The organism is Pseudomonas sp. AC172 (assembly GCF_979258595.1).
Map to the genome: position 1 here is coordinate 5,135,507 of NZ_OZ409868.1, position 24,771 is coordinate 5,160,277.

The following is a 24,771-nucleotide window of genomic DNA, read 5'->3' on the forward strand; positions in this document are numbered from 1 at the left end:
CCCTGACATGACCCACAGCACCGGCACCCTGTACATCATTTCCGCGCCATCGGGCGCGGGCAAGAGCAGTCTGGTCAAGGCGTTGACCGACGCCATACCGGAAATTCGTGTTTCGGTTTCCCACACCACGCGCGCCATGCGTCCGGGTGAAGTGGACGGCGTGAACTATCACTTCGTGACCCGCGAAGAGTTCGTGAAGATGGGCGAGCACGGCGACTTCCTCGAACGCGCCGAAGTCTTCGGCAACTTCTACGGCACCTCGCAAAGCCGCCTGCAGCAGACGCTGGACGAAGGTCACGACCTGATTCTGGAAATCGACTGGCAGGGCGCCGAGCAAGTGCGCAAGCTGATGCCGCAAGCTCGCTCGATCTTTATCCTGCCGCCGTCGCTTCAGGCACTGCACCAGCGCCTGACCAACCGTGGCCAGGACAGCGACGAGATCATTGACGGCCGGATGCGCGAAGCGGTCAGCGAGATGAGTCACTATGTCGAGTACGACTACCTGATCATCAACGACGATTTTGCTCATGCACTTGACGATCTGAAGGCGATTTTCCGCGCCAATCAACTCCAGCAGAAACGCCAGCAAGTACGTTTCGGCAAGTTGCTGGCCGAATTGCTCGGATAATCAGCACTTCCCAAAACAGCTGCAAGCGCTTTACATTGGTGCTTGCAGCGCGTTGAAGGGCTTGGTCAAAAAATCAGCGCTTCCCTAATCGCTGGTGATTTTTTAAACTGTTTAGTCCGCTCGCCCAACCGGGCAGCGCGCATATTGCATTCGCTCCGAGGAATACCATGGCCCGCGTAACCGTTGAAGACTGCCTGAACCACGTGGAAAACCGTTTTGAGCTGGTCATGCTCTCTACCAAACGTGCCCGTCAACTGGCCACCGGCGGCAAAGAGCCACTGGTTCAGTGGGAAAACGACAAGCCTACCGTTGTAGCGCTGCGTGAAATCGCTGAAGGCCTGATGAGCTACGAGTTCATCGCCGAGCAGGAAATCGTCCAGGATGAGCCGCTGTTCGCAGCGTTCGAGGACGAGTCCAACGAGGCCGTCTAAGCCTATGCCTGGTCGACGTAGCACGGCGCGGGATCACAGCTTACGGCAGGAATTATCATGCCGAGCATAGACGCCCTCGCCGATCGCTTATCGACCTACCTCGGCAACGACCAGGTCAACCTGGTCCGCCGAGCGTATTTCTACGCCGAACAAGCCCATGACGGTCAGCGCCGTCGCAGCGGCGAGGCGTACGTCACGCATCCTCTTGCCGTGGCCAATATTCTTGCCGACATGCACATGGACCATCAGAGCCTGATGGCCGCGATGCTGCATGACGTGATCGAAGACACCGGTATCGCCAAAGAAGCGCTGCAAGCGCAGTTCGGTGAAACCGTGGCCGAACTGGTCGACGGGGTCAGCAAACTGACCCAGATGAATTTCGAGACCAAGGCCGAAGCCCAAGCCGAAAACTTCCAGAAAATGGCCATGGCCATGGCGCGCGACATTCGCGTGATCCTGGTCAAGCTCGCCGACCGCCTGCACAACATGCGCACGCTGGAAGTGCTGTCCGGGGAAAAACGCCGCCGGATCGCCAAGGAAACTCTCGAAATCTACGCGCCCATCGCCAACCGGCTGGGCATGCATGCGATTCGCATCGAGTTCGAAGACCTCGGCTTCAAGGCCATGCACCCGATGCGTTCCGCGCGGATCTACCAGGCGGTCAAACGCGCCCGGGGCAACCGCAAGGAAATCGTCAACAAGATCGAAGAATCCCTTGGCCATTGCCTCGCCATCGACGGCATCCAGGGCGAAGTCAGCGGTCGCCAGAAACACCTCTACGGCATCTACAAGAAAATGCGCGGCAAGCGTCGGGCCTTCAACGAGATCATGGACGTCTATGCGTTCCGGATCATCGTCGACAAGGTCGATACCTGCTACCGCGTGCTGGGCGCTGTACATAATTTGTACAAACCGTTGCCGGGGCGCTTCAAGGATTACATCGCGATCCCCAAGGCCAACGGCTATCAGTCGCTGCACACCACGCTGTTCGGCATGCACGGCGTACCGATCGAAATCCAGATCCGCACCCGCGAAATGGAAGAGATGGCCAACAACGGCATCGCTGCCCATTGGCTGTACAAGTCCAGCGGCGACGAGCAGCCAAAAGGCACTCATGCCCGCGCCCGTCAGTGGGTCAAAGGCGTGCTGGAAATGCAGCAACGTGCCGGCAACTCGCTGGAATTCATCGAGAGCGTGAAGATCGACCTGTTCCCGGACGAGGTCTACGTGTTCACGCCCAAAGGCCGGATCATGGAGCTGCCGAAAGGCTCCACGGCGGTCGACTTTGCTTACGCGGTACACACCGACGTCGGCAACAGCTGCATCGCCTGCCGGATCAACCGTCGTCTCGCACCGCTGTCCGAACCGCTGCAAAGCGGCTCCACGGTCGAGATCGTCAGCGCTCCCGGTGCTCGGCCAAATCCGGCGTGGCTGAATTTCGTCGTGACCGGTAAGGCGCGCACGCACATCCGCCATGCGTTGAAACTGCAACGCCGCTCCGAGTCCATCAGCCTCGGCGAACGCCTGCTGAACAAAGTCCTCAACGGTTTCGACAGTTCACTGGAGAAGATCCCGGCTGAACGCGTCAAAGCAATGCTCACCGAGTACCGCCTCGAACTGATCGAAGACCTGCTCGAAGACATTGGCCTGGGTAATCGCATGGCCTATGTGGTCGCCCGCCGCCTGCTCGGCGAAGGCGAACAGTTGCCAAGCCCGGAAGGCCCGCTGGCGATTCGCGGCACCGAAGGTCTGGTACTGAGCTACGCCAAGTGCTGCACGCCGATCCCGGGCGACCCGATTGTCGGGCACCTGTCGGCGGGCAAAGGCATGGTCGTGCACCTGGACAACTGCCGCAACATCAGCGAAATACGGCACAACCCGGAAAAATGCATCCAGCTCTCGTGGGCCAAGGATGTCACCGGCGAATTCAACGTCGAACTGCGCGTCGAGCTGGAACACCAGCGCGGCCTGATCGCCCTGCTGGCCAGCAGCGTCAACGCAGCCGACGGCAATATCGAGAAAATCAGCATGGACGAACGCGATGGTCGCATCAGCGTGGTCCAGTTGGTGGTCAGCGTCCACGACCGTGTGCACCTGGCCCGCGTGATCAAGAAGCTGCGCGCCTTGACCGGGGTGATCCGCATCACCCGCATGCGTGCATAACTCAACCATTACAAGGAGTCATACATGACCAAGACTGTTATCACCAGCGACAAGGCCCCCGCCGCCATCGGTACTTACTCCCAGGCGATCAAGGCAGGCAACACTGTTTACATGTCGGGCCAGATTCCTCTGGACCCAAAAACCATGGAACTGGTTGAAGGCTTCGAAGCCCAGACCGTCCAGGTGTTCGAGAACCTCAAAGCCGTGGCCGAAGCGGCTGGCGGTTCGTTCAAGGACATCGTCAAACTGAACATCTTCCTCACCGACCTGAGCCACTTCGCCAAGGTCAACGAGATCATGGGCAAATACTTCGACCAGCCATACCCGGCCCGCGCTGCCATCGGCGTAGCTGCCCTGCCAAAGGGTTCGCAGGTTGAAATGGATGCCATTCTGGTCATCGAGTGATGCGCACGGCGCGGCCTTCAAACGCCGCGCCGACTGCAGCAAGAAAAGGTTTTGAAAGGATTCCACCATGCGCAAAGCGCTAGCTCTCCCGCTGCTCGCCATTTTCCTCGGCGGCTGCGCCAGCAACCCTGCCGACCGTGACATCAGCGGCACCTGGATCAACCAGGTGGCGATCGATGCCGCAGCCAAGGGCGGCCCCCTGCGCGAAGCGCTTCAGGCTTACGGCCCGAACCTTGAGTGGGACGTCAACACCAAGGCCAGTCAGGCCCGCTACACCAATGGTTTTGAGAACGTCGAAGGACGGCTGCTGAGTGAGAAATCCGGCGCCTGGAAAGTCGACTTCTATGGCAGCTCCGCCAGCGAGCTGAAACGCGACGGCGGGCAACTGCAGCAAGCCGCCAGCGAGAACGAACCCGAGCAGGTGTTCGACCGCGCACAGATTCCGGTTCCGGAAGGCGCGCCGATCGGTGCCAGTTTCGAACGCGCGCTGTATTCCGCCTACATGGGCGGCAGCTGGACAATAGCCAGTGGTCAGGGCGAAGGCAGCACCGTGCAATTCCAGGCGGATGGTCAGGTCTCGGGCTTACCGGGTGCCGACCGTTATGCCTTGTGCCTGGCGGGCGATTGCGCCTCGATGAGCAGCACCAACGACAACATGTGGTTGCAACTCAACGGTCAAGGCATTGCCTACATCTTTGCGCGCAAGGGCAAGGAGCTGGAGATTTTCCAGGCCGTGAATACAGCGCTGGCGGATGAAATGCCACAGTACACGCCGGGCGAACGCAAATGGTTGCTGGAGAAGCAGTAACCCGTCTCTGAAACCGCTGAAGATCAAATGTGGGAGCGAGCCTGCTCGCGAAAGCAGTATGTCAGTCAAAGCAATGTTGCCTGATACACCGCTTTCGCGAGCAGGCTCGCTCCCACAGTTGTTTTGTGTTGTTAGAAGTCAGCATTTACCTTCGAGGATCGCGGCGTAGCCTTCGCGGTAACTTGGGTACGTTGGTGTCCAGCCCAATGCTTTCGCCCGCGCATTGCTGCAACGCTTGCTGCCGGTGCGCCGCACGCTGGCATCTTCCGCCCACTCAGTGACGCCCAGATACTCACGCAACCAACCCACGACTTCCGCCAATGGCGCCGGCGCGTCATCGACGCCGATGTAGAACGGATCCAGCGTCACGCCCTGCCGAACCTTCTCCAACAGGAACGCCAGCAACCCTGCCGCGTCGTCAGCATGAATCCGATTGCCATACAGCGGCGGCTCGACGGCCACGCGATAACCGCGACGCACTTGAGTCAACAGCCATTCGCGGCCCGGCCCGTAGATGCCGGTCAGACGCAGGATGCTCGCAGGAATGCCACTGTTCAGCGCCACCTGCTCCGCTTCCAGCATCAACCGCCCGGAATAACCAGAAGCAATGGTCTCGGATGTCTCGTCAACCCACTCGCCATTCTGCTGCCCATAAACGCTGCTGCTGGAGACGAAGATCAGTCGCTCAGGGACTTGGCCGTAGTCATCCAGCCAGCTCAGCACATTCTGCAAACCCTGCACATAAGCTGCGCGATAGCCGGCCTCATCGTGATCGGTTGCCGCTGCGCAATACACCAGATAGTCCACCGCCCCCACCGGCCAGGTCACCGGGCAGTCTTCATTAAAAAGGTCACCGGCAACGCCAATCACCCCAGCAGGCAGCTTCGAAACGTCCCGGCGCAAGCCATGAACTTCCCAGCCAGCCGCCAGCAATTGCTTGGCCAGACGACTGCCGACATCACCACAACCGGCAATCAAAACAGAAGGCGCGGACATCAAAAAACTCCTATCGGAAAGGCACAGACTAGCCTCGGGACAGGACGAGCGGCTAGCAATGAAGGAAAAAAAGATACTCTATTACTTTTGTTAACAAGAATTACTTGCAATAATGCACGCCACTTTTGTTCTCGGCCTTACGAGGCCTGGTAGAGCATCACCGTTTTTCTATCTCAGGTCCGGCCAGCATGACACGTAATCAAATCCCCGCTTCGCCAACCAATCGACCTCGCGCCTGGAGCGCAGTGGCGGCTCTGTTGCTCAGCCTGATGCTGGCACCGACCGCCGCTTTTGCCGACGCTCAAGCACCTGCCGCACCGGCCGCGACCGAACAGCACGCCCCTGCTGTTGAAGCCCCTGCCGCTGCTCCGGCCGCTACCAATCCCGTACAAGCGGTCGATGCTGCCGACGTGCCTGAAGTTCTTGAAGCCGACAACAGCCTGGGCATGGCCCACGACCTGTCGCCGTGGGGCATGTACCAGAACGCCGACATCATCGTGAAAATCGTGATGATCGGTCTGGCCATCGCCTCCATCATCACCTGGACCATCTGGATCGCCAAAGGCTTCGAGCTGATGGGCGCCAAGCGTCGTCTGCGTGGTGAAATCGCCGCCCTGAAGAAAGCCACCACCCTGAAAGAAGCCAGCGCCACCGCTGGCAAAGAAGGCACCCTCGCCAACCTGCTGGTACACGACGCGCTCGAAGAGATGCGCCTGTCGGTCAACAGCCGCGAGAAAGAAGGCATCAAGGAACGCGTCAGCTTCCGTCTCGAGCGTCTGGTTGCAGCCTGCGGTCGCAACATGAGCAGCGGCACCGGCGTCCTCGCCACCATCGGTTCCACCGCGCCGTTTGTCGGTCTGTTCGGTACCGTGTGGGGCATCATGAACTCCTTCATCGGCATCGCCAAAACCCAAACCACCAACCTCGCCGTTGTAGCACCGGGTATCGCTGAAGCGCTGCTGGCCACCGCACTGGGCCTGGTTGCCGCGATTCCGGCCGTGGTGATCTACAACGTCTTCGCCCGCTCCATCGCCGGTTACAAGGCGCAGGTTTCCGATGCCTCGGCAGAAGTGCTGCTGCTGGTCAGCCGCGACCTCGACCACCAGCCTGAGCGCAGCTCCCAGCCGCACATGGTCAAAGTGGGGTAATCGGCCATGGGCCTGCATTTGAAAGAAGGCGCAGACGACGATCTGGCCGAGAACCACGAAATCAACGTCACACCGTTCATCGACGTGATGCTGGTGCTGTTGATCATCTTCATGGTGGCCGCTCCGTTGGCCACCGTGGACATCAAAGTCGACCTGCCTGCCTCGACCGCCAAACCGGCGCCGCGGCCAGAGAAACCGGTGTTCCTCAGCGTCAAGGCTGACCAGCGCCTGTTCATTGGCGAAGACGAAGTGAAGCCGGAAACTCTCGGTGCCGTGCTCGACGCCAAGACTCAGGGCAAGAAAGACACCACCATCTTCTTCCAGGCCGACAAAGGCGTGGATTACGGCGACCTCATGAGCGTGATGGACAAGCTGCGCTCCGCTGGTTACCTGAAAGTTGGTCTCGTCGGGCTTGAGACGGCAGCCAAGAAATGATCACGACGCGCCATAAGCTGACGCGTTACAGCGGTAGCCTGGCCGTGGTGCTGGGCGTTCATGCGCTGGCCATCGCGCTGGCGCTGAACTGGACCGCCCGCCCGCCCATCGAATTGCCGCCGCAGGCAATGATGGTCGAGCTGGCCCCGGTTCCGGCCCCGCCACCGCCTGCTCCGCCGAAAGTCGTCACACCGCCGCAGCCACCGGCTCCGGTTGAAGAGTTGCCGATTCCGAAGCTGGCCGAAGCACCGAAAGCTGAAATCGCGGTGCAGAAACCCAAGCCGAAGCCCAAGCCTAAACCGCCGAAGCCGGTCGAGAAGAAGCTGCCGGATCCACCGAAGGAAAAACCTTCCGAGGAGAAACCGGCCGACACGCAACCGACCCAGGCACCGACGGAGAAATCCGCCCAGCCTGCACCGGGTCCGTCGCCTGCTCAGATGGCTGCCAAGGCCAGTTGGCAAGGCACCCTGCTCGCGCATTTGGCCAAGTACAAAAAGTACCCGGCCAGTGCTCAGGCACGGGGCAAGGAAGGCTTGAACCGACTGCGCTTCGTGGTGGATGGCGAAGGTAATGTGCTGTCGTTCGAACTGGTGGGCCGCTCCGGCAACGCCGATCTGGACCGGGCCACCCTGGAAATGATCCGCCGCGCACAACCGCTGCCCAAGCCACCGGCCGACATGCTGAACAACGGCTCGATTGAAATTGTTGCGCCGTTTGTTTACTCCCTCGAACGCCGCCGCTAAGCAACACCGCAATACCCTGTGGGAGCGAGCCTGCTCGCGAAGGGGTCGTGTCAGTCAGCACATGCTTGTCTGACCCACCGCTTTCGCGAGCAAGCTCGCTCCTACAGTGGTTATGGGTTGAGCGTTAGATCGAAATAAAGGCACCGAAAGGTGCCTTTTGCATATCTGGCAACGGCAAACCGAGATTGCCCGGTGTCGCATTGAGCGCTCAGTCTGATAACGTGCGTCTATCGATTGCAGCCGGTATGCTTGGCCCGCATCTTCATGGACGCTTGCTATGACCCTCACAGAATTACGCTACATCGTTACCCTCGCCCAAGAGCAGCATTTCGGCCACGCTGCCGAACGTTGCCACGTCAGCCAGCCGACCCTGTCGGTGGGCGTGAAAAAGCTTGAAGACGAACTCGGTGTGCTGATTTTCGAGCGCAGCAAAAGCGCCGTGCGCCTGACCCCGGTCGGCGAAGGCATCGTCGCCCAGGCGCAGAAAGTCCTCGAGCAGGCCCAAGGCATCCGCGAACTGGCCCAGGCCGGCAAGAACCAGCTGACCGCCCCACTGAAAGTCGGCGCGATCTACACCGTCGGCCCGTACCTGTTTCCGCATCTGATTCCGCAACTGCACCGGGTCGCCCCGCAGATGCCGTTGTACATTGAAGAAAACTTCACCCACGTGCTGCGCGACAAACTGCGCAACGGCGAACTCGACGCGATCATCATCGCCCTGCCGTTCAACGAAGCTGACGTGCTGACCCTGCCGCTGTACGACGAGCCGTTCTACGTGCTCATGCCGGCCCAGCACCCGTGGACGAAAAAAGAAACCATCGACGCCGGCCTGCTCAACGACAAGAGCCTGCTGCTGCTCGGCGAAGGTCACTGCTTCCGCGATCAGGTGCTCGAAGCCTGCCCGACCCTGACCAAGGGCAGCGACGGCGCCAAGCACACCACGGTCGAATCCAGTTCGCTGGAAACCATTCGCCACATGGTCGCGTCCGGTCTGGGCATCTCGATCCTGCCGTTGTCCGCCGTCGATAGCCATCACTACGCCCCCGGCGTGATCGCAGTGCGTCCACTGTCGCCACCGGTGCCGTTCCGCACCGTGGCCATCGCCTGGCGTGCGAGTTTCCCACGGCCGAAAGCCATCGAAATCCTCGCCGACTCCATTCGCCTGTGCTCGGTGGCCAAGCCAGCGGCACCAGTTACAGCCGGTTAAGCGAGCGTCATGACTGAGCTGTCGCAAGTGTCGGTGACGGCACTCAAGGGTGTCGGCGAAGCCATGGCCGAGAAATTGGCCAAGGTCGGCCTGGAGAATCTTCAGGACGTGCTGTTCCACCTGCCGCTGCGCTATCAGGATCGCACCCGTGTGGTGCCGATCGGCGCCCTGCGACCGGGACAGGACGCTGTGGTCGAAGGCACCGTCAGCGGCGCCGACGTGGTCATGGGCCGACGCCGCAGCCTTGTCGTGCGTTTGCAGGACGGCACCGGCGGTCTCAGTCTGCGCTTCTACCATTTCAGCAACGCGCAGAAAGAAGGCCTCAAGCGCGGCACGCGGGTGCGCTGTTACGGCGAAGCCCGGCCCGGCGCGTCAGGGCTGGAAATCTATCACCCGGAATACCGCGCCATTACCGGTGACGAACCGCCGCCGGTGGATGAAACCCTGACCCCGGTCTATCCGCTCACCGAGGGCCTGACTCAACAGCGCCTGCGCCAGTTGTGTATGCAGACGTTGACCCTGCTCAAGCCAGACACCCTGCCCGACTGGCTGCCGACCGAACTGGCGCGCGACTACCAACTGGCGCCGCTGGCCGATGCGATCCGCTACCTGCACAACCCGCCCGCCGATGCCGACGTCGACGAACTCGCCCTCGGTCATCACTGGGCGCAGCATCGTCTGGCTTTCGAAGAACTGCTGACCCATCAACTGTCGCAGCAACGTCTGCGCGAAAGCATGCGGTCGCTGCGCGCGCCAGCGATGCCGAAAGCGAAAAAGCTGCCGCCGAAATACCTGGCCAACCTCGGCTTCAATCCGACCGGTGCGCAACAGCGCGTCGGCAATGAAATCGCCTACGACCTCAGTCAGCACGAACCGATGCTGCGGCTGATTCAGGGCGACGTCGGCGCGGGTAAAACCGTGGTCGCCGCCCTCGCCGCCCTGCAAGCACTGGAGGCTGGCTACCAAGTCGCACTGATGGCGCCGACCGAGATTCTCGCCGAGCAGCACTTCATCACCTTCAAACGCTGGCTCGAACCGTTAGGCATTGAAGTCGCATGGCTGGCCGGCAAGCTCAAGGGCAAGAACCGCGTCGCGGCGCTGGAGCAGATCGCCAGCGGTACGCCGATGGTGGTCGGCACCCACGCGCTGTTCCAGGACGAAGTGCAGTTCAAGAATCTGGCGCTGGTGATCATCGACGAGCAGCACCGCTTCGGCGTGCAGCAGCGTCTGGCGCTGCGGCAGAAAGGCGTCGGCGGGCGCATGTGCCCGCATCAACTGATCATGACCGCCACGCCGATTCCACGCACGCTGGCGATGAGCGCCTACGCCGACCTCGACACCTCGATCCTCGACGAACTGCCGCCCGGCCGCACCCCGGTCAACACCGTGCTGGTCACCGACACCCGCCGCGTCGAAGTCATCGAACGCGTGCGCGGTGCCTGCGCCGAGGGCCGTCAGGCCTATTGGGTGTGCACGCTGATTGAAGAATCTGAAGAGCTGACCTGTCAGGCCGCCGAAACCACTTTTGAAGATCTCACCCTCGCCCTCGGCGAGTTAAAAGTCGGGCTGATCCACGGAAGGATGAAACCCGTCGAGAAAGCCGCCGTCATGGCCGAATTCAAGGCCGGCAACCTGCAACTGCTGGTCGCCACCACGGTGATCGAAGTCGGCGTCGACGTGCCCAACGCCAGTCTGATGATCATCGAAAACCCCGAGCGCCTCGGCCTCGCGCAACTGCACCAATTGCGCGGACGGGTTGGCCGGGGCAGCGCCGCCAGCCATTGCGTGCTGCTCTACCATCCGCCACTGTCGCAAATCGGTCGCCAGCGCCTGGGCATCATGCGCGAGACCAACGACGGTTTCGTCATCGCCGAAAAAGACCTCGAACTGCGCGGCCCCGGGGAAATGCTCGGCACCCGCCAGACTGGCCTGCTGCAATTCAAAGTCGCCGACCTGATGCGCGACGCCGATTTACTCCCCGCCGTGCGCGACGCCGCCCAAGCCCTGCTGGAACGCTGGCCGACCCACGTCAGCCCATTACTCGATCGCTGGTTGCGCCATGGGCAGCAATACGGCCAAGTGTGAGCACCGTCGCAGTTTCTGACAGATCGTTCTGACCAAGCTGGTTATACTCCTGCCATTGTTTCAAAAACGGATACAGACCATGACCGAAGCCGCTCTCGCCCCCGAATCCCCGCACGCGCCGTCTGTCATTCGGCTGCTGCTAGGCAAGCTGGGCATCGCCTACGAAGAAGTGCTCGACCACCACGGCCTCAATGCATCGCGCAAGGTACAAGCCGTGTTGCTGGACGACGCCGTCGGCGCGCTGATGGTGCTGTTTCCGCAGAGCCAGTTGCTCGACCTCAATCGCCTCGCCGAACTGACGGGCCGGCGCCTGACCGCCGTCTCGACCGAGCGCCTGGAAAAGATGCTCGGCAAACACAGCCTGAGCCTGCTGCCGGGCCTGCCGGCGCTGACCAGTTCGCCGTGCCTCTACGAAGAAAGCCTGCTGCGCGAACCGAAGCTGCTGATCAACTCCGGTGAGCCGGGCCTGCTGCTGGAAATCGCCAGCGAAGACTTCAAGACCATGCTGACCAAGGCCAGCGCGGCCAACTTCGGCGAAGCCCTGAGCAGCATCCGCCCGAACCTCGACCGCCCGGACGATGACCGCGAGGAAATCACCCAGGCCGTGCAAGCGTTCACCGCGCGGCGCATTCAGCAGCGTCTGGAAGCGACCATCGAGATTCCGCCGCTGGCCGAAACCGCGCAAAAAATCATCAAACTGCGCGTCGATCCCAACGCCACCATCGACGACATCACCGGCGTCGTTGAAACCGACCCGGCGCTGGCCGCGCAAGTGGTGAGCTGGGCGGCGTCGCCGTACTACGCTTCGCCAGGCAAGATTCGTTCGGTGGAAGACGCGATCGTCCGCGTGCTCGGTTTCGATCTGGTGATCAACCTCGCGCTGGGCCTGGCCCTCGGCAAGACCCTGAGCCTGCCCAAAGACCACCCGCAACACACCACGCCGTACTGGCAGCAGTCGATTTACACCGCCGCCGTCATTGAAGGCCTGACCCGCGCCATGCCGCGCGCCCAGCGCCCGGAAGCCGGGCTGACCTACTTGGCTGGCTTGCTGCACAACTTCGGTTACCTGCTGCTGGCCCACGTGTTCCCGCCGCACTTCTCGCTGATCTGCCGTCACCTGGAGGTCAACCCGCACCTGTGCCACAGCTACATCGAGCAACATCTGCTCGGTATCAGCCGCGAACAGATCGGCTCGTGGCTGATGCGCTACTGGGACATGCCGGACGAGCTGGCCACCGCGCTGCGCTTCCAGCACGACCCAAGCTACGACGGCGCCTACGCCGAATACCCGAACCTCGTCTGCCTGGCCGTGCGCCTGCTGCGTAGCCGCGGGATTGGCTCGGGGCCGGATGAAGACATCCCCGACGCGCTGCTCGAACGCGTCGGCCTGACTCGCGAAAAAGCCAACGACGTGGTCAGCAAAGTCCTAGAAGCCGAAGTGCTGCTACGCGAACTGGCCTCGCAGTTCAGCCAGGCCTAAACAAAACAGGCCCGCTCCCCCAAGGATCACCAAAATCCCTGTGGGAGCGAGCCTGCTCGCGAAGAATCCAACTCGGTCTAACTGACCACCTCAAGCCTTAGGCTTAGCCTTCCTCGGCTTCAAATACTTCATCAACCCCTGAAACCACATCACCAGCGCCGGATTCCCCTTGAGCTGGATCGACTTGTCCTGAATCCCCTGCATAAACGCCAACTGCTTGTTCTTCGCCTGCATCGTGGCAAAGCCATAACCGGCATCTTTAAACGCAATCGCAAACGCCGGCTCCGCCACCACGCCGGATTTGCTGGTGATGCGCTGATCCTTGACCACAAAATGCCGCGCCACTTTCCCATCCAGCGTCTGCAGTTGAAACACCAGATCCTTGTCACCCAACTGCTGCTGGAACGCAGGATTTGTCCGGCTGGCCTTACCCATCAACAAACCCATCATCCACAGAAGAAAACGAAATTTCATGCGCACAGCCTCAAAAGGAAAATGAACGGCCGGAGCAGTGTAAGGGATTCGGACGATAACGCCAGTATCTACCGCTGTTGGAAGAGGATGCAGACCATTTCCCGCACGATGACTGCCAAGTCACGATTCAGCGCTCGCCCACTGATCGTTCCCCCGCTCCGCGTGGGAATGCATCCCGAGACGCTCCGCGTCTCACCACTCACCTTTCCTACACCTGTTGAAACACATCCCTGTAGGAGTTGGCGAAGCCTGCGATCTTTTGATCTTCCGCCCCGCGAATCTATGGGAAATTTCCTGCAAAGTGCGGTGCTGTGCATGAACTAGGCGAGTTGGTGCGGTGGGGATAGGCTCTGTGGGTCGCCGCAAAATCGGTGACTCGGACGTGCAAGTCCGGTTCAGGTGCACAATCGTTAGTGGCGTTTCGCCGAGCGTTTTCCTATGCTCCCGATCGTTATGGCGGCTGTGCGTCGGAGACCTTCGGGTCTGCCGGGTTCCTGGACCGGTCTTGCACACCAACGCACAGCTGCCACCTATTCGAAGTGCAAAGCGAATTGGTGTCGGCCCCATAACTTCAGGAAGCTGCACCATGATCAAACCAACACCCAATCCCCCAGAGAATCCAGACGTTTCGCCCTACGAAACTCTGGAATCAAAGAAATTCCACGAAGCCGCCGAGCGCGCCCTCGACCACCATTTCAAACCAGCCGTCGATCCACATCCCAAACGCGAGAACGGCCTCTTCAAACTCTCCCCCGGCACCGACGCCGAAGCCCTCATGGCCAACGCCTCCGAAGACCTCCTGTCCATCAGCGTCATCGCCTGCGACCTCGCCGACGACCTCCACGGCTCCCGCCGCTCGGTGGCACTGGCCCTAAGCAGAATGGCGGACGGGGTGAGATTGATGGTGGAAGGGACGCTCGACCAGATTGAAGTGCGAAGCGTGGCGGCCAAGCCGTAGGGAGATTTGTGGATGAAAAAAAGGGGACGTTAAGTCCCCTTTTTGAATATTCCCTGCTTCACCACTGGCAACCTGTTTCAGGTTTCGAATCCACGTTGTAATCGTTTTCAAACGAATACTTCTTTGCGGATTTGTAATTCGTATACGACATCGCATCAACCCGGCCACCCTGAGTGACCATCTGATACTCACCTGTCAGTGCGCCATCAACTACTTCAACCCAATTTGTCGTGTACTGGTAGGGCCGGCCATAGACCAATTCCTCTTGTTCAGTATTGCGATGAACCAGAGTGATGGCCTTCTTCGACTTGCTGTACTTGACGCCAGCACCGCTCCACTTGGCGACAGAGTCGTAATAGGTTCTGAACTCAAAATTTATGGGCTTGCCTTCGTGGGAGCGGAAGCAAAAAACTTCGGTCGTGACCTCGCTATGAGCCGCCAGAGGAACGAAAACGAGCAACGCGGAAAACAATGCAGACGAAAATTTCAAACCGAACATTCCTTTAGCGGTTAATGGGTACAGAACACACAGTTACAGCAACTCAACGAGCTCTTGTCACGCCTCGGGCGCCACAGCGCTGCGCTCACCCACCCTCGCCGGGATTTTCGAAGCTTTTCCCGCTTCAGACATTCGCGATGCGTATTGCTTGTACGCCGCCAGCGCCCGCTCTTTATCGTTCACGGCCCAATAACTGTCAGCGAGATTCAGATAAGCAACCGTCCTGTTTGGGTGGTTAGCAATCACTGCGTTGAGCAACTCAATCGACTCAGCGTAGTAACCCGCTTCGCCGAGTAGAAAGCCGAGGTCGTTGGACCAACCTGGACGCTGCGGGTAGTAGTACTTTGCGACGATATAGCTATCCGGGGGACAAGTGTCATGCGAGCCACCGCCCATCAACGCGTAGCTCATCGTATCCTTGAAGGAAGAGTCATCACCCTTTCGGTAGGCTGCCAGCGCCATATTCAGCAAATCAGCCGAATCGACGGTCATCAATTTCTTTCTCACGCCCTCAATACTGCGAGTACGAGCAACCTGCAGCTTCTGCAGCGCTTCACGCCCATCGAAAGAAGCAAGAGTGATTGGGCCCAATGTCTGCACCGGCAACTCCACTACGCTGACAAGCGACCGATCACAGGAGTCGTTGTTCGCCACTTCCAGCAGAGCTTTCAGCTCAAACTGCTTTGAACCTCTGTTGAAGGCGAACAACAGGTTGAAGTTGTAAACCGCGTTATCTTCCTCGCTGGTTACCAGCGCGATGTAATCCCCAGCCTCAACGAACGGCTGCTTGACCACAGCTTCCTCAGCCTGCGGATCAATGACAGTCATGACGCCAGGGCGACCTTTGAGTACATGGACGCTGAAGACACCCTGAAGCGCAGACGAGTACTGACTCTTGACCAGAGGCAGCGCCTTCGACGTATCGAGCAAAATGTCCTCATCACGTGCCTGCACCGGCGCGATCAACAACCGGTTGGAGGCCTCGTCCGCATCCCCTGTCAGAACAAATACCTTTTGCCGTGATGCATCACCCAGCAAGCTAGCCGGAATTTCCTTCAGGACTTGTGGGGCAGCGAGTGCGTATGAAGTGGTTAGCAGCCCAAGGCTAAACACGATAAAGCGGAAGAACATATTCACTGTTTCAGTCCCTGAATTTCAGATCGCTCAACGACGCGTTGCGGAATCTTCTGCGCTTTACCGGCGGCACTCATCGCGACGCGGTACTCGCGGTAATAACGCTGCGCTTCTTCTTGCCGATCAAGTCGCCACAGCGAATCAGCCATGTTCAGCATCAGCACTGTGCGTTTGCCGACAGCTTCAACGCCTCGATAAAACTTCAGCGCCAACTCATCATTGCCGCCCTCGGCCAAGTAGAAACCGAGGTCGTTGTAAGTCTGAACACTTTGCGCCGGGGGATGACACGCCATGTAGGATTCCGGGCTTAAAAAGCTCAGGCTCCATTCGATGGACTCTGCGCGGGACTGTACCGGCTCGATACTCGAAGCATATTTCAGCAGGTCCTTGGGTGACTTAGTCTCCAAGACAGGATTGAGCACCCCGCCCTCCTCGGAAACCCATTGATTGCCTACCCATTTACCTTCACAAAACCGCTCGTAACTCTCAGCAAGCACGCAACCGGTTTCCATCGAGATCACATCGCAATGCCCTTGTGATGTCGCTATTTCCTCACCGTTCTCACCTATGACTACGCCGTACTCCACCGCAGTCGCCAGTAGAAATTTTTTGTCAGGGCTGAGCCATTCAGGATAAGCCTGGGCACCAATGCCGGCATGAAACAACGGGAACGTTTTTCCATTCGCGGTGAACCAGGCAGTGGTAGATTCCACGACGGGTGATGTCCATTTTTTTGCCTGGAACGTCACTGTGTTTCCGGCGGCTCCCACTATTGGCGGGTCAACGGCAAAGACATTGGTAGCGCTGAACAAGCTGCCGATCATCAACACCCACTTAAGGCTGGCCATAGACGATCCTCTTCACCGCCGGGCTTTCTGACATTAGCTGTCTCTTCGTAACACCATAGGCCTTGATCAGCTCGTCCCGAGATCCCCTCGAGCCAAACGAGCGCTGGTTATTATCGAAGCTGTATTGCTCCAATCGCCCTGCTGTCGAGTAATACCCATGCCACTCCGCGCAGGCACCACAACCGCCATAGCCGCCTATCGAAACAAGACTGCCCTTGGTGCCTTCCACGCAATCCATCACCACAACAACATTGCTCAACATCTTCGTCTTCGCACCGTCGGAAGTGAGCTGGGAAACTTTGCTGATATCGCGTCGAAGCACCTTGCTACCGATATTGATGGTCTGGTCGGAGCAGACCGGGATGACGTGGGTTTGCGCACCATCCACCGTCACCGATCGGCAGGACGACACCAACACCACTTCAACACCGCCGCACTGCATGACATCGCGTTGGGTAAAGGCGTCCGAAGGCGCGGCGAAGGCTGGCAGAGAGAGCAGCAGCGAAAGGCTGCCCGCGAGAAGACGGTTCATCCACTCACTCCTCATCCATCGGCGGCGATTCCACGTCGGTCATGCTCAGCAGCCGAAACTCATTGTTCACAAACTCGTAGTAACGGTCCCGGTTACCGCTTTCCAGTGCATTCCCTTGGGCGTCTTCTTCGCCGTCGAGCGTGATGCCGGACACGATAATCAAACGACTATCGGGCTGGTAAACCATGCCGACGGTGCTGCCGTCGTAAGCATTCGGCAGACCGCCAACCACTTCACCGGTCTGGGCATCCAGCACTTCGCCGCATAGCGCGCCGCCGCCACAGCCGAAGCGGTACAGGATGTAATGACCGGCGAAATTGACCTTGCCCTTGAGGGCGTTGGCACGGGTGCTGTCCATCATCGGGCTGCTGTTTTCCTGCGGCACGAGTCCATGGTGCGATCCGCTGAAAACGGCTGAAACGCTGTAGTCCTTGAACGCCGGTTCGGTAGCGAACACGGATGTGGAAGCAGCCAGGAGGCTGGCAAACACAGCGGCAAATCCTTTCACGGGGTGACTCCATTCGGTGTGAGGCATCGCCGGCATGCTCATTGGAAAGCAATGCTGCGCACGGCGGTCTTGATGTGTTCGAAACCTTCGGCACTGATCGCCAACGGGATGGATGAGCCCGATTCGGCAGCACCGATCAGCACCTGCTCGCCCTGAACCAGGCAGAAGGCGATACGGCTGAATTGAGGTTGATGCTTGTGGTGGTAGCCGATGATAAACCCTGACGACTTCGCCCCTTCCAGTGACTCAAAGGCATAGGTTTGCGGGTCACCTGCCAGCGGTGTTGGTCGCCAGCCGACTTCGGTCAGGGTCGCCGGACATTTGCGATCATTGGCCTCACGCAGCTGTTGCAGCTCGATCGTGTCATCTGCCGGCGGCTGCGTCGTCAGGGAAGAAAAACTGCCGACGTTTTCACACATGATCCCGAACCATGGATGGGTCATGTTGGCCGAGTTTTCAAAATTCCATTCATAGCTGCTGGATCTCGGCGCTTGCCACAAGTGTGGTGCGCTGGAGGGATCGGGCAGTTGTTGGGAGGCGATGAATATCAGATCGGGCGCGTTGAACTGCAACCATTGATCCTGCGCAAGCGTCATGGAAAAACGACAAGGGGTCATGTCGACCGAGGCCTCGGTTGGCCCTTGCACGACCGGTAATTGACCTGTCGCATTGCCGACCATCACGTCACTTGCGGCACCCGCATGACCTGCCTGCATAAGCGCAAAAAAACCAGTCAACAAGCCGCTCAGGAAACAGCGTTTTACAACGTCCATTACTCTGACTGCCCTTCATAAAGCTGTGTTTGCGGGTTGAATTGCCACAGATGGGCTCGGGTCATGGCCTCTTTGCCCTTGTAGCGGATCTGGTCGCGCTTATCGCGGATGTAGGAGTAGATCTCGATGTCTTTTACATCGCCGCCGTTCTTGGGCGGACCGTCCAGAACCTTGACCTCGGCGAAATAATCGCCCCCTACATGCTTCAAGTAACCGTGGCACTGGATGAGAAAGGCGAAGGTCGAGTCACCCGCTGAACCGCGGCTTGAGTAGGAGGTGAAAATGAAGTCCTCCTGACCGTCGCCGTTGAGATCGCCGCGATACACAACTTTGCCCTCCTCCAGACTGAATCCATCAGTTTGAAAACTTGAATGTATGTCCAAGACGTAATCGGATCTTTCCACCCATTGCGAGAGAAAGTTCTTCGTATCGGTCTCCGAATTGCACAGATCCGTTGCCATGCTCACCATCGGCAACCAGGCCAAACACATCAACAACAGTCGTTTCACTTCGCATCCTTCGAATTGATCAATTGCAACTCACCATCCCGATACAACACCTCACACCCCACCCACGCCGGATCTACCTGCGGCATCACCGCCGACGGCTTGCGCAACTCGCGCAACAACGTCGAGCCATGCGACAAGCGCCCGCCCATTCGCGCAATCACCGCCCGCGCTGTTTGATAGTGCGCATGCCGCCCCGGATCGAGGGTGTCTTCGAGCAGGATGTCGGCGCCGAGGATGCCTTGCACCTGCCCCGGATAAATCATGAACCCGGTGGCCAACTCCGCACCTTTGCGACCGTCCTGCCAGAAGCTGCCGTCGCGGGTGCGCACGTCGGGATGCGGCGCGAACCAATGCTCGCGGTCCGCCAGTGGCATGGCGTGATGAAGCCGGAAGAAGATGCGCATGAGGTTGTCGCGATACCACTCGCGCACCTGCAGGTAGTAGCCGCGCAGGCCCGGCAGGCCGGTCGAATGCGCGAGGCGGATCAGCCCTGACCATTGCGGGAATGGCTGTAGTGGCAGATCGCTCGACGCGGGCCGAGGCGTGGCCGGATCGGTTTCCCACGGCAAGCGGTGAGGACTGTTTTCAAGGTTGTCGTACGCGGTCGGCGGGCGCCCAAGCCAGTCGCCGCCGCTGCTAGCCAGCGCCGTGGCGATGCACAGATTGCCTTGCACTACGAACACGTAAAACCGGGTGAACCAGTCCGCGAGTTGTTGGCCATCGGCACCTTGGGCGACGAGTTCGGCGAGTTCCTGATCGAAGCGCTGCAAGCCGTTTTCAAGATTCAGCAAATGCCCGCGAGCCTTGCGTTGCATACGCAAAAACAGCGGCAACGAACGCAGCATCTTCAGCGGTTGCCACGGCAGATGCGGAGTCGCGCCACCGACTTCACCAGCGTAGTTACTCGCGCTGATGCCCCAGTCGGCCAGCCGGGCAAGAAACAGATCATTGTTGATGTAGGACGCGCCGCCGAACACGGCGGTGAACGGCTCGTTGTCCTGCAGCACCCTCGCATCCCAACGCGCCATGATCGCCGGGATACTCGCTGCTGCGCGGCGTTGGGCGTATTCCACCAGAACGCTCGGTTGCGGCGGCAGGATCTCGGCGATGTTCGCGGCAGTGAGGTGTCGGCGCCAGCCGTAATCGCTGATTGGCCGGTATTGCAGCAGCCACAGTTGCGAGCCATCCCAGGCCCATTCGACGTCGCCGGGCACGTAGTGGAACACGCGCAACACGTCTTGCAGAAAGCGCCAGAGCAGGTCTTCGGTCAAACCGTGGGACGGCGTGAACGTGCCGCTGCGCCAGGCATCGCCGAGCCGCGAAAGCGTTGCTCGCGAGGGGCTGACGTGACCGTCGGCCAGCGATTCGAGATGGCCTTCGACCCACTCCAGTTCTACCGAGAGATGGCGCACAAAAGCGATCCCGGACACTACCGGCGTGATGAAGCGTTGCAGCACCACTTCCTCGACGCCTTCGGCCGTCAGTTCGGCGATGCGTTTCGGCACATTGGCGGACGGCTCGCGCAGATAGGTCGTGCTCAAACCGGCATTCGCCGAATCGGCCTGATCCTCGCCGTAACTGGAGGAGCGCACCGCCCATGTCACATCAGGGTGGGCGGCGAGAAATGCCGGCAGACGCGGATCGCTGCAATCGTTGAGCGTCAGCGCAGCCGGCACCGCTTGCCGGGCCAGTTCGGCCAGACGCAAACGACCGCCCTTGGTGTGCGCGACAAACCCGTGCTCGCCCGACTCCAGCCACTGCGCGAACTGCGCGGGCGAGTCGATCCACGGGTAATGACCCCAACCGGGTTTGAGGCTGATGGTCAGATCGGCGCGGGCGAGAATCGCCGACCATGCCGCCGCTTGCTCGATGCCGAGCACGGCGTCCTGATCGCCCCAGACCAGCTCGACCGGATCGGTGATCCACTCCAGCAGTGGCAACGCGGTGTCGGCGCGAATCAGATCCCAGTGCGGCACGAACGCACGGCAGCGCGCATAGCCGGCGCCCATGCGCTTGTACTGCGCAGGCGTCCAGGTCTGGTTGGAGAACTTGCGGGCGAACAGCGTGGGCTTGTTCGACAGCAGCCAGTGGATGGTCTTGCGAATCGGCAGCGGCGACATCAGTGCCGGCAAGCGCCGCTGCCACAAAAATGCACCGACCGGCGCCAACAAAACGCTGCGGGAAAAGTGCCCGGGACGACGTTGCAGCGCATGCAATACAAGCAAGGCATTGACCCCGACCGCCATGATCGCGCTGCCCTTCTGCGTCATCGCCAACAAGGTCTGCGCGTAGTCCGCGAGATCCTCGCAAGGCGGCTGCGGATTCGCGCCGAAGCCCGGCAACTCCAGCGGCACCACGTCGTAGCGCTGAAAGTGCGGCAGCGCGTCATCCCACCAATCGGCGGCGCTGCCGTTGCCGGCCAGCAGATACATCAAGGGTTTGCTCATGGACGATCCTCAGGTCAGATCGCGCAGAGCGGCGTCGAGGGTGGGATAACGGAATGTGTAGCCGGCCTCGGTCAAACGCTGCGGCACCACGCGCTGACCGTCGAAAAACAACTGCGCCATTTCCCCTGCCATTGCACGCACTGGCGCGGCGGGAATGTGGAACCACACCGGGCGCTTGAGGACCTTGCCGACCTGCTCGGCGAATGCGGCCTGACTGATCGCTTCGGGCGCGACCATGTTGTAGGTGCCACGCAGACTGTCGTCGTTGAAAGCCCGCGCGATCACCTGAAGCACATCGTCACGATGCACCCAGCTCATGATCTGCCGACCGTCGCCCATGCGCCCGCCGAAGCCCAGGCGGAACGGCAGCAGCAACGGCGTCAACGCGCCGCCGGGGCCGAACACCACACCGAGACGCAACACCACCTGACGCACGCCAAACTCAGTGGCCGGTTGCGCGGCGGCTTCCCAACGCGCGCAGAGTTCGGCCATGAAACCCTCGCCCTTGCTGGCGTGTTCGTCGAGGCTTTCGCTGGCATCGCGCACGCCGTAGAAACCGATGGCCGAGGCTTGAATCCATAGCGCTGGTTTGTGCTTGGTGTTCTTCAGCCAAATCATCAACGCTTCGGTGGTTCCGACTCGGCTGGCGAGCAGTTGCGCCTGACGCTTGGGAGTCCAGCGTGGGCCGGCGACGGGGGCGCCGGCGAGATTGATCACTACGTCGAAGGCTTCGTCGTGGCTGAGTTCGCTGAGTGAATGCACACAGCGGACGCGGCCGTTGAATAGATTGGCCGCGCTCAACGGATCGCGCGTCAGTACGCTGACCGAATGGCCCGCGTCGAGTAATTGATTGACCAAGGCTTTACCGATGAACCCGGTGCCGCCGGTGATCAGCACGCGCTTGAAAGCGCCGCCGGCAAACGGGTTGGATTGGCTCGGAGTCTTTACTGAAGGAGATTTCCGGCGGTCATGCCGATACAGCCAAAACAGTGGCGGCAACAACACCAGCAATGCAAAACCATCTAGCCATAGATGCGACCAAACCTGTTGTTGCGCTGAGAGCCACATGTCCTGCGGCGCCCATAACAGGATGCCGGCGCTCAACCAGCCCCAGACTGCCGGGGTTTTCAAGCGATTGCCCAACTGCACCAGCGCGAGCATGTACAACGAATAACTTTGCAGCGTCGCGCCGAACAGCGCGAGCCACCAGACCTGTTGTTCGTGGCCGGCAGCAGGCACCGTATCGGCGCCCCAGAATGCGAGTTCGAGGGTGTGCAGATAGCCGTCGAGTAATCCGGAATGACCGGCCCAGGTCAGGGTGAGGCCGGCGAGTATGTGCACGATCGCAGCGGCGTATAACCAGAGCACTAACGCGGGGCGAAGGGAGATCGAGGGGGCTGGCATTCCGTGTCCTGAGCGCATTCCTTGGGGGTGGGGAGTTTAAAGGAAAATCGCGGTCGTCAGATGCTCATGCATTAAACGTTTTAGCGTGAGGGATTCAGGCAAAACTCCTGCAAAACCGCCTCACACATGCCCTCGAAATTCAAATGCAGTGGCTGGCTTTGATCGGCGCGGTGCCTGACGATCCCAATCGCCCCACGTTGAAGATGCCCAACTGATTACCTTTGTCAGCCGCCATTTGATAACAGGCTAACGCTCGGGACATATCCTTCGTTCCAAACTCGCCACCTTCGAAGGTCGAGGCCAGATAATTCATCGCGTCTGTGGAACCCATGGTGATCGCCCGAATGACCTGCTCTTTCGCCTGCTCGGGATGGAGGCAAGGGCCGCTATAGTCGGTGGAGTTTCCGACACAAAAAAACGTGGCATAGGCCAACGCGCCACTCGGTATCTTCGAGGCAGCTTTGAACAGCGCCTCGACCTTAGGGGTTTCCAACTGAGACGCCATTTGCGAAAGGCTTAGGCTTGCCGCCGACAGGCTCGCCTGTGCGTCACCCGACTCTGCAGCACAGACAAAATTTTCCAGCGACGCTTCAATCAACTCCACCGTCAGCGGGTATTGCTCAAGAAACCCAAGCCCACCTAACGCTTCGGCACGTTGATAACAGAAGTTCTCGGCGCGGCTCATTCCCGGGTTATCTGTTGCGACAAGATCCTTCTCGCTGATCGACCAATCCTCAATCCCCTCAAGCACCCAGCACGCCTGACGAGAGAAGTTGAAGATTTTCACATTGCTGTTGCCTGCCCTTTTATCCACAACGTTGACGTGACTGTCATCGACCTCTTCGATCTCGACGCCAGGTGTTTTGCCAGGTGTGATTGCAGCCATCAGCGGATAGGAGAACGTTGTTCCACTAACTCCCGAGGTCGAAGGCTCAAAGGTACTTCGATCCTTCCCCGCCACCGGTTTCAACACCAGCGACTTGACCGTCATCGCAGTGAGACGGCGTTGTGATTCGCTGTTGGCGGAAAACGCAATCAGGAAAGGCGCGAACTCCTCCGAGGGACAAGCGTCGCTGGTCGGAGCCGTCGAAGCGCTCTTATCGGATGCAAGCGCAGGGAAAATCTTGTCCAGATACGCCGAGCGCTCGCGACTCATTCTGTCGATGCACGAGTTGACAGCGAACACATGCGCCGGCATCCCCGTCTCGATTTCGAATGCCTCCAAAGGGCAGTTCGCATCGCGCAATTTCAACCACGCACGTTGCGACTCTTTAACCTTCGCCGCGTATTCCGCACCCAACACCGGATCTGCTCGATAGCCAGACTCAAGTCGCGCCATCAATTGCTTGTAGCTGACATTCAACTGCGCATCAGCAGCCTTCTTCGCCGCCTCCGAGCACGGCACCATTTCCAGGCTTGAGGTGACATTGCGGCAGTCGTCCTGCGCGTAGGCGGCTGAAGCCGGCAGCAGTACGGCCAGAAGGGTTAAAACAAAACGGTTCACGGTGTTCATCCTTGAGTCATTCAGGTTTTGCGTTTGGTGAACCGGGGCCAAACCACGTTCACGCATAATAAAGAGTAGCCTGCCCTATTAAACGCAAAACATTGGCGCCATCACTATTTAGCGCCATTTATTTTCTTGATATAAGACTTGATCAACCCTGCATTTACATAAGGAAAATGTTGTTCCTCACCTTCTTGATACCCTTCTATCCCACTCAAATTTTTATCAAACCGGATAAGCTTATTTACAACCAATTTATTGTCCGCACTTTTTTCATACCCGTAAACTTGATAAAGGGTTCCGTACGTTCCAATTCCTCTGCTCGTAATTTCCCAAGAAACCAAAACAAGCACATTTTTCTTACCCTTAACTGGATAAAAGAAAATCGACTCAATTTTTGGATCTGACCCAGCTACATCGTATTTATCGACAAGACTTCGATTTTTTTTATTGTCGACTCCAACAACATCCAGAACCAGAGAAACAGGGAACTCCTCGCTCGTCGTCTGCAGGAATGATAATTCGCCCCCATTTACGACGTCAGTTTTAAACGGTCCTTGGATCACCGTTCCCTGAAGATAGTTTACGTCTTGCGCACTGCTGGAGTTTGCCAGAAGGAAAACAAAAGCAAACATAAATAAACGGAGCATAA

General features: G+C 59.2%; 25 protein-coding genes. 12 read left to right on the plus strand and 13 right to left on the minus strand.

What is annotated here, in order from left to right; all coding sequences use genetic code 11:
• Positions 1–7 precede the first annotated feature (7 nt).
• From gmk to ACZ0A4_RS23315, 5 genes are all read left to right on the plus strand, one after another.
• On the plus strand, positions 8–628 hold the full coding sequence (gmk, locus tag ACZ0A4_RS23295) for a guanylate kinase (protein ID WP_008078609.1): 621 nt from the start codon (positions 8–10) through the stop codon (positions 626–628).
• Positions 629–795: 167 nt separating this feature from the next.
• The gene (gene rpoZ, locus ACZ0A4_RS23300) at positions 796–1,059 is read left to right on the plus strand and encodes a DNA-directed RNA polymerase subunit omega (protein WP_016985812.1); all 264 of its coding nucleotides are present in this window, start codon (positions 796–798) and stop codon (positions 1,057–1,059) included.
• 57 nt (positions 1,060–1,116) lie between these two features.
• A complete protein-coding gene (gene spoT / locus ACZ0A4_RS23305; protein ID WP_007920338.1) occupies positions 1,117–3,222 on the plus strand; it encodes a bifunctional GTP diphosphokinase/guanosine-3',5'-bis pyrophosphate 3'-pyrophosphohydrolase in 2,106 nt (701 codons plus the stop codon).
• A 24-nt stretch (positions 3,223–3,246) separates the two neighbouring features.
• Positions 3,247–3,627 carry a RidA family protein gene (locus ACZ0A4_RS23310; protein ID WP_003229509.1) on the plus strand — a complete coding sequence of 127 codons (381 nt, stop codon included), beginning with the start codon at positions 3,247–3,249 and terminating at the stop codon, positions 3,625–3,627.
• Positions 3,628–3,694: 67 nt separating this feature from the next.
• Positions 3,695–4,435: a hypothetical protein gene (locus tag ACZ0A4_RS23315; RefSeq protein ID WP_463576497.1), complete on the plus strand. Its 741-nt coding sequence runs from the start codon at positions 3,695–3,697 to the stop codon at positions 4,433–4,435.
• A gap of 138 nt (positions 4,436–4,573) precedes the next feature.
• Here ACZ0A4_RS23315 and ACZ0A4_RS23320 read toward each other — a convergent pair whose 3' ends face one another.
• Entirely contained in the window at positions 4,574–5,431 is an 858-nt protein-coding gene (locus ACZ0A4_RS23320) for an SDR family oxidoreductase (protein WP_463576498.1), read from the minus strand.
• Between the two features lie 188 nt (positions 5,432–5,619).
• Here ACZ0A4_RS23320 and exbB point away from each other — a divergent pair, with 188 nt between their 5' ends.
• The 6 genes from exbB (at position 5,620) to ACZ0A4_RS23350 (ending at position 12,529) form a co-directional block, all read left to right on the plus strand.
• Entirely contained in the window at positions 5,620–6,579 is a 960-nt protein-coding gene (gene exbB, locus ACZ0A4_RS23325; protein WP_463576499.1) for a tonB-system energizer ExbB, read from the plus strand.
• A 6-nt stretch (positions 6,580–6,585) separates the two neighbouring features.
• On the plus strand, positions 6,586–7,014 hold the full coding sequence (gene exbD / locus ACZ0A4_RS23330; RefSeq protein WP_463576500.1) for a TonB system transport protein ExbD: 429 nt from the start codon (positions 6,586–6,588) through the stop codon (positions 7,012–7,014).
• Positions 7,011–7,757 carry a TonB family protein gene (locus ACZ0A4_RS23335; RefSeq protein WP_034152067.1) on the plus strand — a complete coding sequence of 249 codons (747 nt, stop codon included), beginning with the start codon at positions 7,011–7,013 and terminating at the stop codon, positions 7,755–7,757. The genes exbD and ACZ0A4_RS23335 overlap by 4 nt, the downstream gene beginning before the upstream one ends.
• A gap of 277 nt (positions 7,758–8,034) precedes the next feature.
• Complete coding sequence (locus ACZ0A4_RS23340) at positions 8,035–8,964, plus strand: LysR substrate-binding domain-containing protein (RefSeq protein ID WP_463576501.1); 930 nt, start codon at positions 8,035–8,037, stop codon at positions 8,962–8,964.
• Positions 8,965–8,973: 9 nt separating this feature from the next.
• The gene (recG, locus tag ACZ0A4_RS23345) at positions 8,974–11,049 is read left to right on the plus strand and encodes an ATP-dependent DNA helicase RecG (protein ID WP_463576502.1); all 2,076 of its coding nucleotides are present in this window, start codon (positions 8,974–8,976) and stop codon (positions 11,047–11,049) included.
• A gap of 79 nt (positions 11,050–11,128) precedes the next feature.
• Positions 11,129–12,529, plus strand: a complete 1,401-nt coding sequence (locus tag ACZ0A4_RS23350; protein ID WP_034152069.1) for an aminoacyl-tRNA deacylase and HDOD domain-containing protein — start codon at positions 11,129–11,131, stop codon at positions 12,527–12,529.
• Between the two features lie 90 nt (positions 12,530–12,619).
• On the opposite strand, the gene ACZ0A4_RS23355 is transcribed toward ACZ0A4_RS23350, so the two are convergent.
• Positions 12,620–13,003 (minus strand): helicase, encoded by a 384-nt coding sequence (locus tag ACZ0A4_RS23355; protein ID WP_039757355.1) that lies wholly within the window; start codon positions 13,001–13,003, stop codon positions 12,620–12,622.
• Positions 13,004–13,589: 586 nt separating this feature from the next.
• Here ACZ0A4_RS23355 and ACZ0A4_RS23360 point away from each other — a divergent pair.
• Entirely contained in the window at positions 13,590–13,961 is a 372-nt protein-coding gene (locus tag ACZ0A4_RS23360; RefSeq protein WP_123376100.1) for a DUF6124 family protein, read from the plus strand.
• Positions 13,962–14,019: 58 nt separating this feature from the next.
• On the opposite strand, the gene ACZ0A4_RS23365 is transcribed toward ACZ0A4_RS23360, so the two are convergent.
• The 11 genes from ACZ0A4_RS23365 to ACZ0A4_RS23415 all read right to left on the minus strand — a co-directional run bounded on the left by ACZ0A4_RS23365 (position 14,020) and on the right by ACZ0A4_RS23415 (position 24,769).
• Positions 14,020–14,460 carry a hypothetical protein gene (locus tag ACZ0A4_RS23365; RefSeq protein WP_463576503.1) on the minus strand — a complete coding sequence of 147 codons (441 nt, stop codon included), beginning with the start codon at positions 14,458–14,460 and terminating at the stop codon, positions 14,020–14,022.
• A 57-nt stretch (positions 14,461–14,517) separates the two neighbouring features.
• A complete protein-coding gene (locus ACZ0A4_RS23370) occupies positions 14,518–15,591 on the minus strand; it encodes a tetratricopeptide repeat protein (protein ID WP_463577621.1) in 1,074 nt (357 codons plus the stop codon).
• A 2-nt stretch (positions 15,592–15,593) separates the two neighbouring features.
• Positions 15,594–16,442, minus strand: coding sequence for a tetratricopeptide repeat protein (locus tag ACZ0A4_RS23375; protein WP_463576504.1), 849 nt, complete (start codon positions 16,440–16,442; stop codon positions 15,594–15,596).
• Positions 16,429–16,974, minus strand: a complete 546-nt coding sequence (locus ACZ0A4_RS23380) for a hypothetical protein (protein ID WP_463576505.1) — start codon at positions 16,972–16,974, stop codon at positions 16,429–16,431. Before ACZ0A4_RS23380 ends, ACZ0A4_RS23375 begins: the two co-directional genes overlap by 14 nt.
• A 4-nt stretch (positions 16,975–16,978) precedes the next feature.
• Positions 16,979–17,509 (minus strand): hypothetical protein, encoded by a 531-nt coding sequence (locus ACZ0A4_RS23385; RefSeq protein WP_463576506.1) that lies wholly within the window; start codon positions 17,507–17,509, stop codon positions 16,979–16,981.
• Between the two features lie 11 nt (positions 17,510–17,520).
• Positions 17,521–18,255: a hypothetical protein gene (locus ACZ0A4_RS23390; protein ID WP_463398332.1), complete on the minus strand. Its 735-nt coding sequence runs from the start codon at positions 18,253–18,255 to the stop codon at positions 17,521–17,523.
• Positions 18,255–18,764, minus strand: a complete 510-nt coding sequence (locus tag ACZ0A4_RS23395) for a hypothetical protein (RefSeq protein WP_463576507.1) — start codon at positions 18,762–18,764, stop codon at positions 18,255–18,257. Before ACZ0A4_RS23395 ends, ACZ0A4_RS23390 begins: the two co-directional genes overlap by 1 nt.
• Positions 18,761–21,211 (minus strand): alpha/beta hydrolase, encoded by a 2,451-nt coding sequence (locus tag ACZ0A4_RS23400; protein ID WP_463576508.1) that lies wholly within the window; start codon positions 21,209–21,211, stop codon positions 18,761–18,763. Before ACZ0A4_RS23400 ends, ACZ0A4_RS23395 begins: the two co-directional genes overlap by 4 nt.
• Positions 21,212–21,220: 9 nt before the next feature.
• Positions 21,221–22,615, minus strand: coding sequence for a TIGR01777 family oxidoreductase (locus ACZ0A4_RS23405; RefSeq protein ID WP_463576509.1), 1,395 nt, complete (start codon positions 22,613–22,615; stop codon positions 21,221–21,223).
• 139 nt (positions 22,616–22,754) lie between these two features.
• Positions 22,755–24,119 (minus strand): lysozyme inhibitor LprI family protein, encoded by a 1,365-nt coding sequence (locus ACZ0A4_RS23410; protein WP_463576510.1) that lies wholly within the window; start codon positions 24,117–24,119, stop codon positions 22,755–22,757.
• A 113-nt stretch (positions 24,120–24,232) separates the two neighbouring features.
• Positions 24,233–24,769 (minus strand): hypothetical protein, encoded by a 537-nt coding sequence (locus ACZ0A4_RS23415; RefSeq protein ID WP_463576511.1) that lies wholly within the window; start codon positions 24,767–24,769, stop codon positions 24,233–24,235.
• Positions 24,770–24,771: the final 2 nt, after the last annotated feature.

Coding starts and splice junctions, on each gene's coding strand:
- gmk (WP_008078609.1), top strand. CDS start 8: ATGACCCACAGCACCGGCACCCTGTACATCATTTCCGCGCCATCGGGC.
- rpoZ (WP_016985812.1), top strand. CDS start 796: ATGGCCCGCGTAACCGTTGAAGACTGCCTGAACCACGTGGAAAACCGT.
- spoT (WP_007920338.1), top strand. CDS start 1,117: ATGCCGAGCATAGACGCCCTCGCCGATCGCTTATCGACCTACCTCGGC.
- ACZ0A4_RS23310 (WP_003229509.1), top strand. CDS start 3,247: ATGACCAAGACTGTTATCACCAGCGACAAGGCCCCCGCCGCCATCGGT.
- ACZ0A4_RS23315 (WP_463576497.1), top strand. CDS start 3,695: ATGCGCAAAGCGCTAGCTCTCCCGCTGCTCGCCATTTTCCTCGGCGGC.
- ACZ0A4_RS23320 (WP_463576498.1), bottom strand. CDS start 5,431: ATGTCCGCGCCTTCTGTTTTGATTGCCGGTTGTGGTGATGTCGGCAGT.
- exbB (WP_463576499.1), top strand. CDS start 5,620: ATGACACGTAATCAAATCCCCGCTTCGCCAACCAATCGACCTCGCGCC.
- exbD (WP_463576500.1), top strand. CDS start 6,586: ATGGGCCTGCATTTGAAAGAAGGCGCAGACGACGATCTGGCCGAGAAC.
- ACZ0A4_RS23335 (WP_034152067.1), top strand. CDS start 7,011: ATGATCACGACGCGCCATAAGCTGACGCGTTACAGCGGTAGCCTGGCC.
- ACZ0A4_RS23340 (WP_463576501.1), top strand. CDS start 8,035: ATGACCCTCACAGAATTACGCTACATCGTTACCCTCGCCCAAGAGCAG.
- recG (WP_463576502.1), top strand. CDS start 8,974: ATGACTGAGCTGTCGCAAGTGTCGGTGACGGCACTCAAGGGTGTCGGC.
- ACZ0A4_RS23350 (WP_034152069.1), top strand. CDS start 11,129: ATGACCGAAGCCGCTCTCGCCCCCGAATCCCCGCACGCGCCGTCTGTC.
- ACZ0A4_RS23355 (WP_039757355.1), bottom strand. CDS start 13,003: ATGAAATTTCGTTTTCTTCTGTGGATGATGGGTTTGTTGATGGGTAAG.
- ACZ0A4_RS23360 (WP_123376100.1), top strand. CDS start 13,590: ATGATCAAACCAACACCCAATCCCCCAGAGAATCCAGACGTTTCGCCC.
- ACZ0A4_RS23365 (WP_463576503.1), bottom strand. CDS start 14,460: ATGTTCGGTTTGAAATTTTCGTCTGCATTGTTTTCCGCGTTGCTCGTT.
- ACZ0A4_RS23370 (WP_463577621.1), bottom strand. CDS start 15,591: ATGTTCTTCCGCTTTATCGTGTTTAGCCTTGGGCTGCTAACCACTTCA.
- ACZ0A4_RS23375 (WP_463576504.1), bottom strand. CDS start 16,442: ATGGCCAGCCTTAAGTGGGTGTTGATGATCGGCAGCTTGTTCAGCGCT.
- ACZ0A4_RS23380 (WP_463576505.1), bottom strand. CDS start 16,974: ATGAACCGTCTTCTCGCGGGCAGCCTTTCGCTGCTGCTCTCTCTGCCA.
- ACZ0A4_RS23385 (WP_463576506.1), bottom strand. CDS start 17,509: ATGCCTCACACCGAATGGAGTCACCCCGTGAAAGGATTTGCCGCTGTG.
- ACZ0A4_RS23390 (WP_463398332.1), bottom strand. CDS start 18,255: ATGGACGTTGTAAAACGCTGTTTCCTGAGCGGCTTGTTGACTGGTTTT.
- ACZ0A4_RS23400 (WP_463576508.1), bottom strand. CDS start 21,211: ATGAGCAAACCCTTGATGTATCTGCTGGCCGGCAACGGCAGCGCCGCC.
- ACZ0A4_RS23405 (WP_463576509.1), bottom strand. CDS start 22,615: ATGCCAGCCCCCTCGATCTCCCTTCGCCCCGCGTTAGTGCTCTGGTTA.
- ACZ0A4_RS23415 (WP_463576511.1), bottom strand. CDS start 24,769: ATGCTCCGTTTATTTATGTTTGCTTTTGTTTTCCTTCTGGCAAACTCC.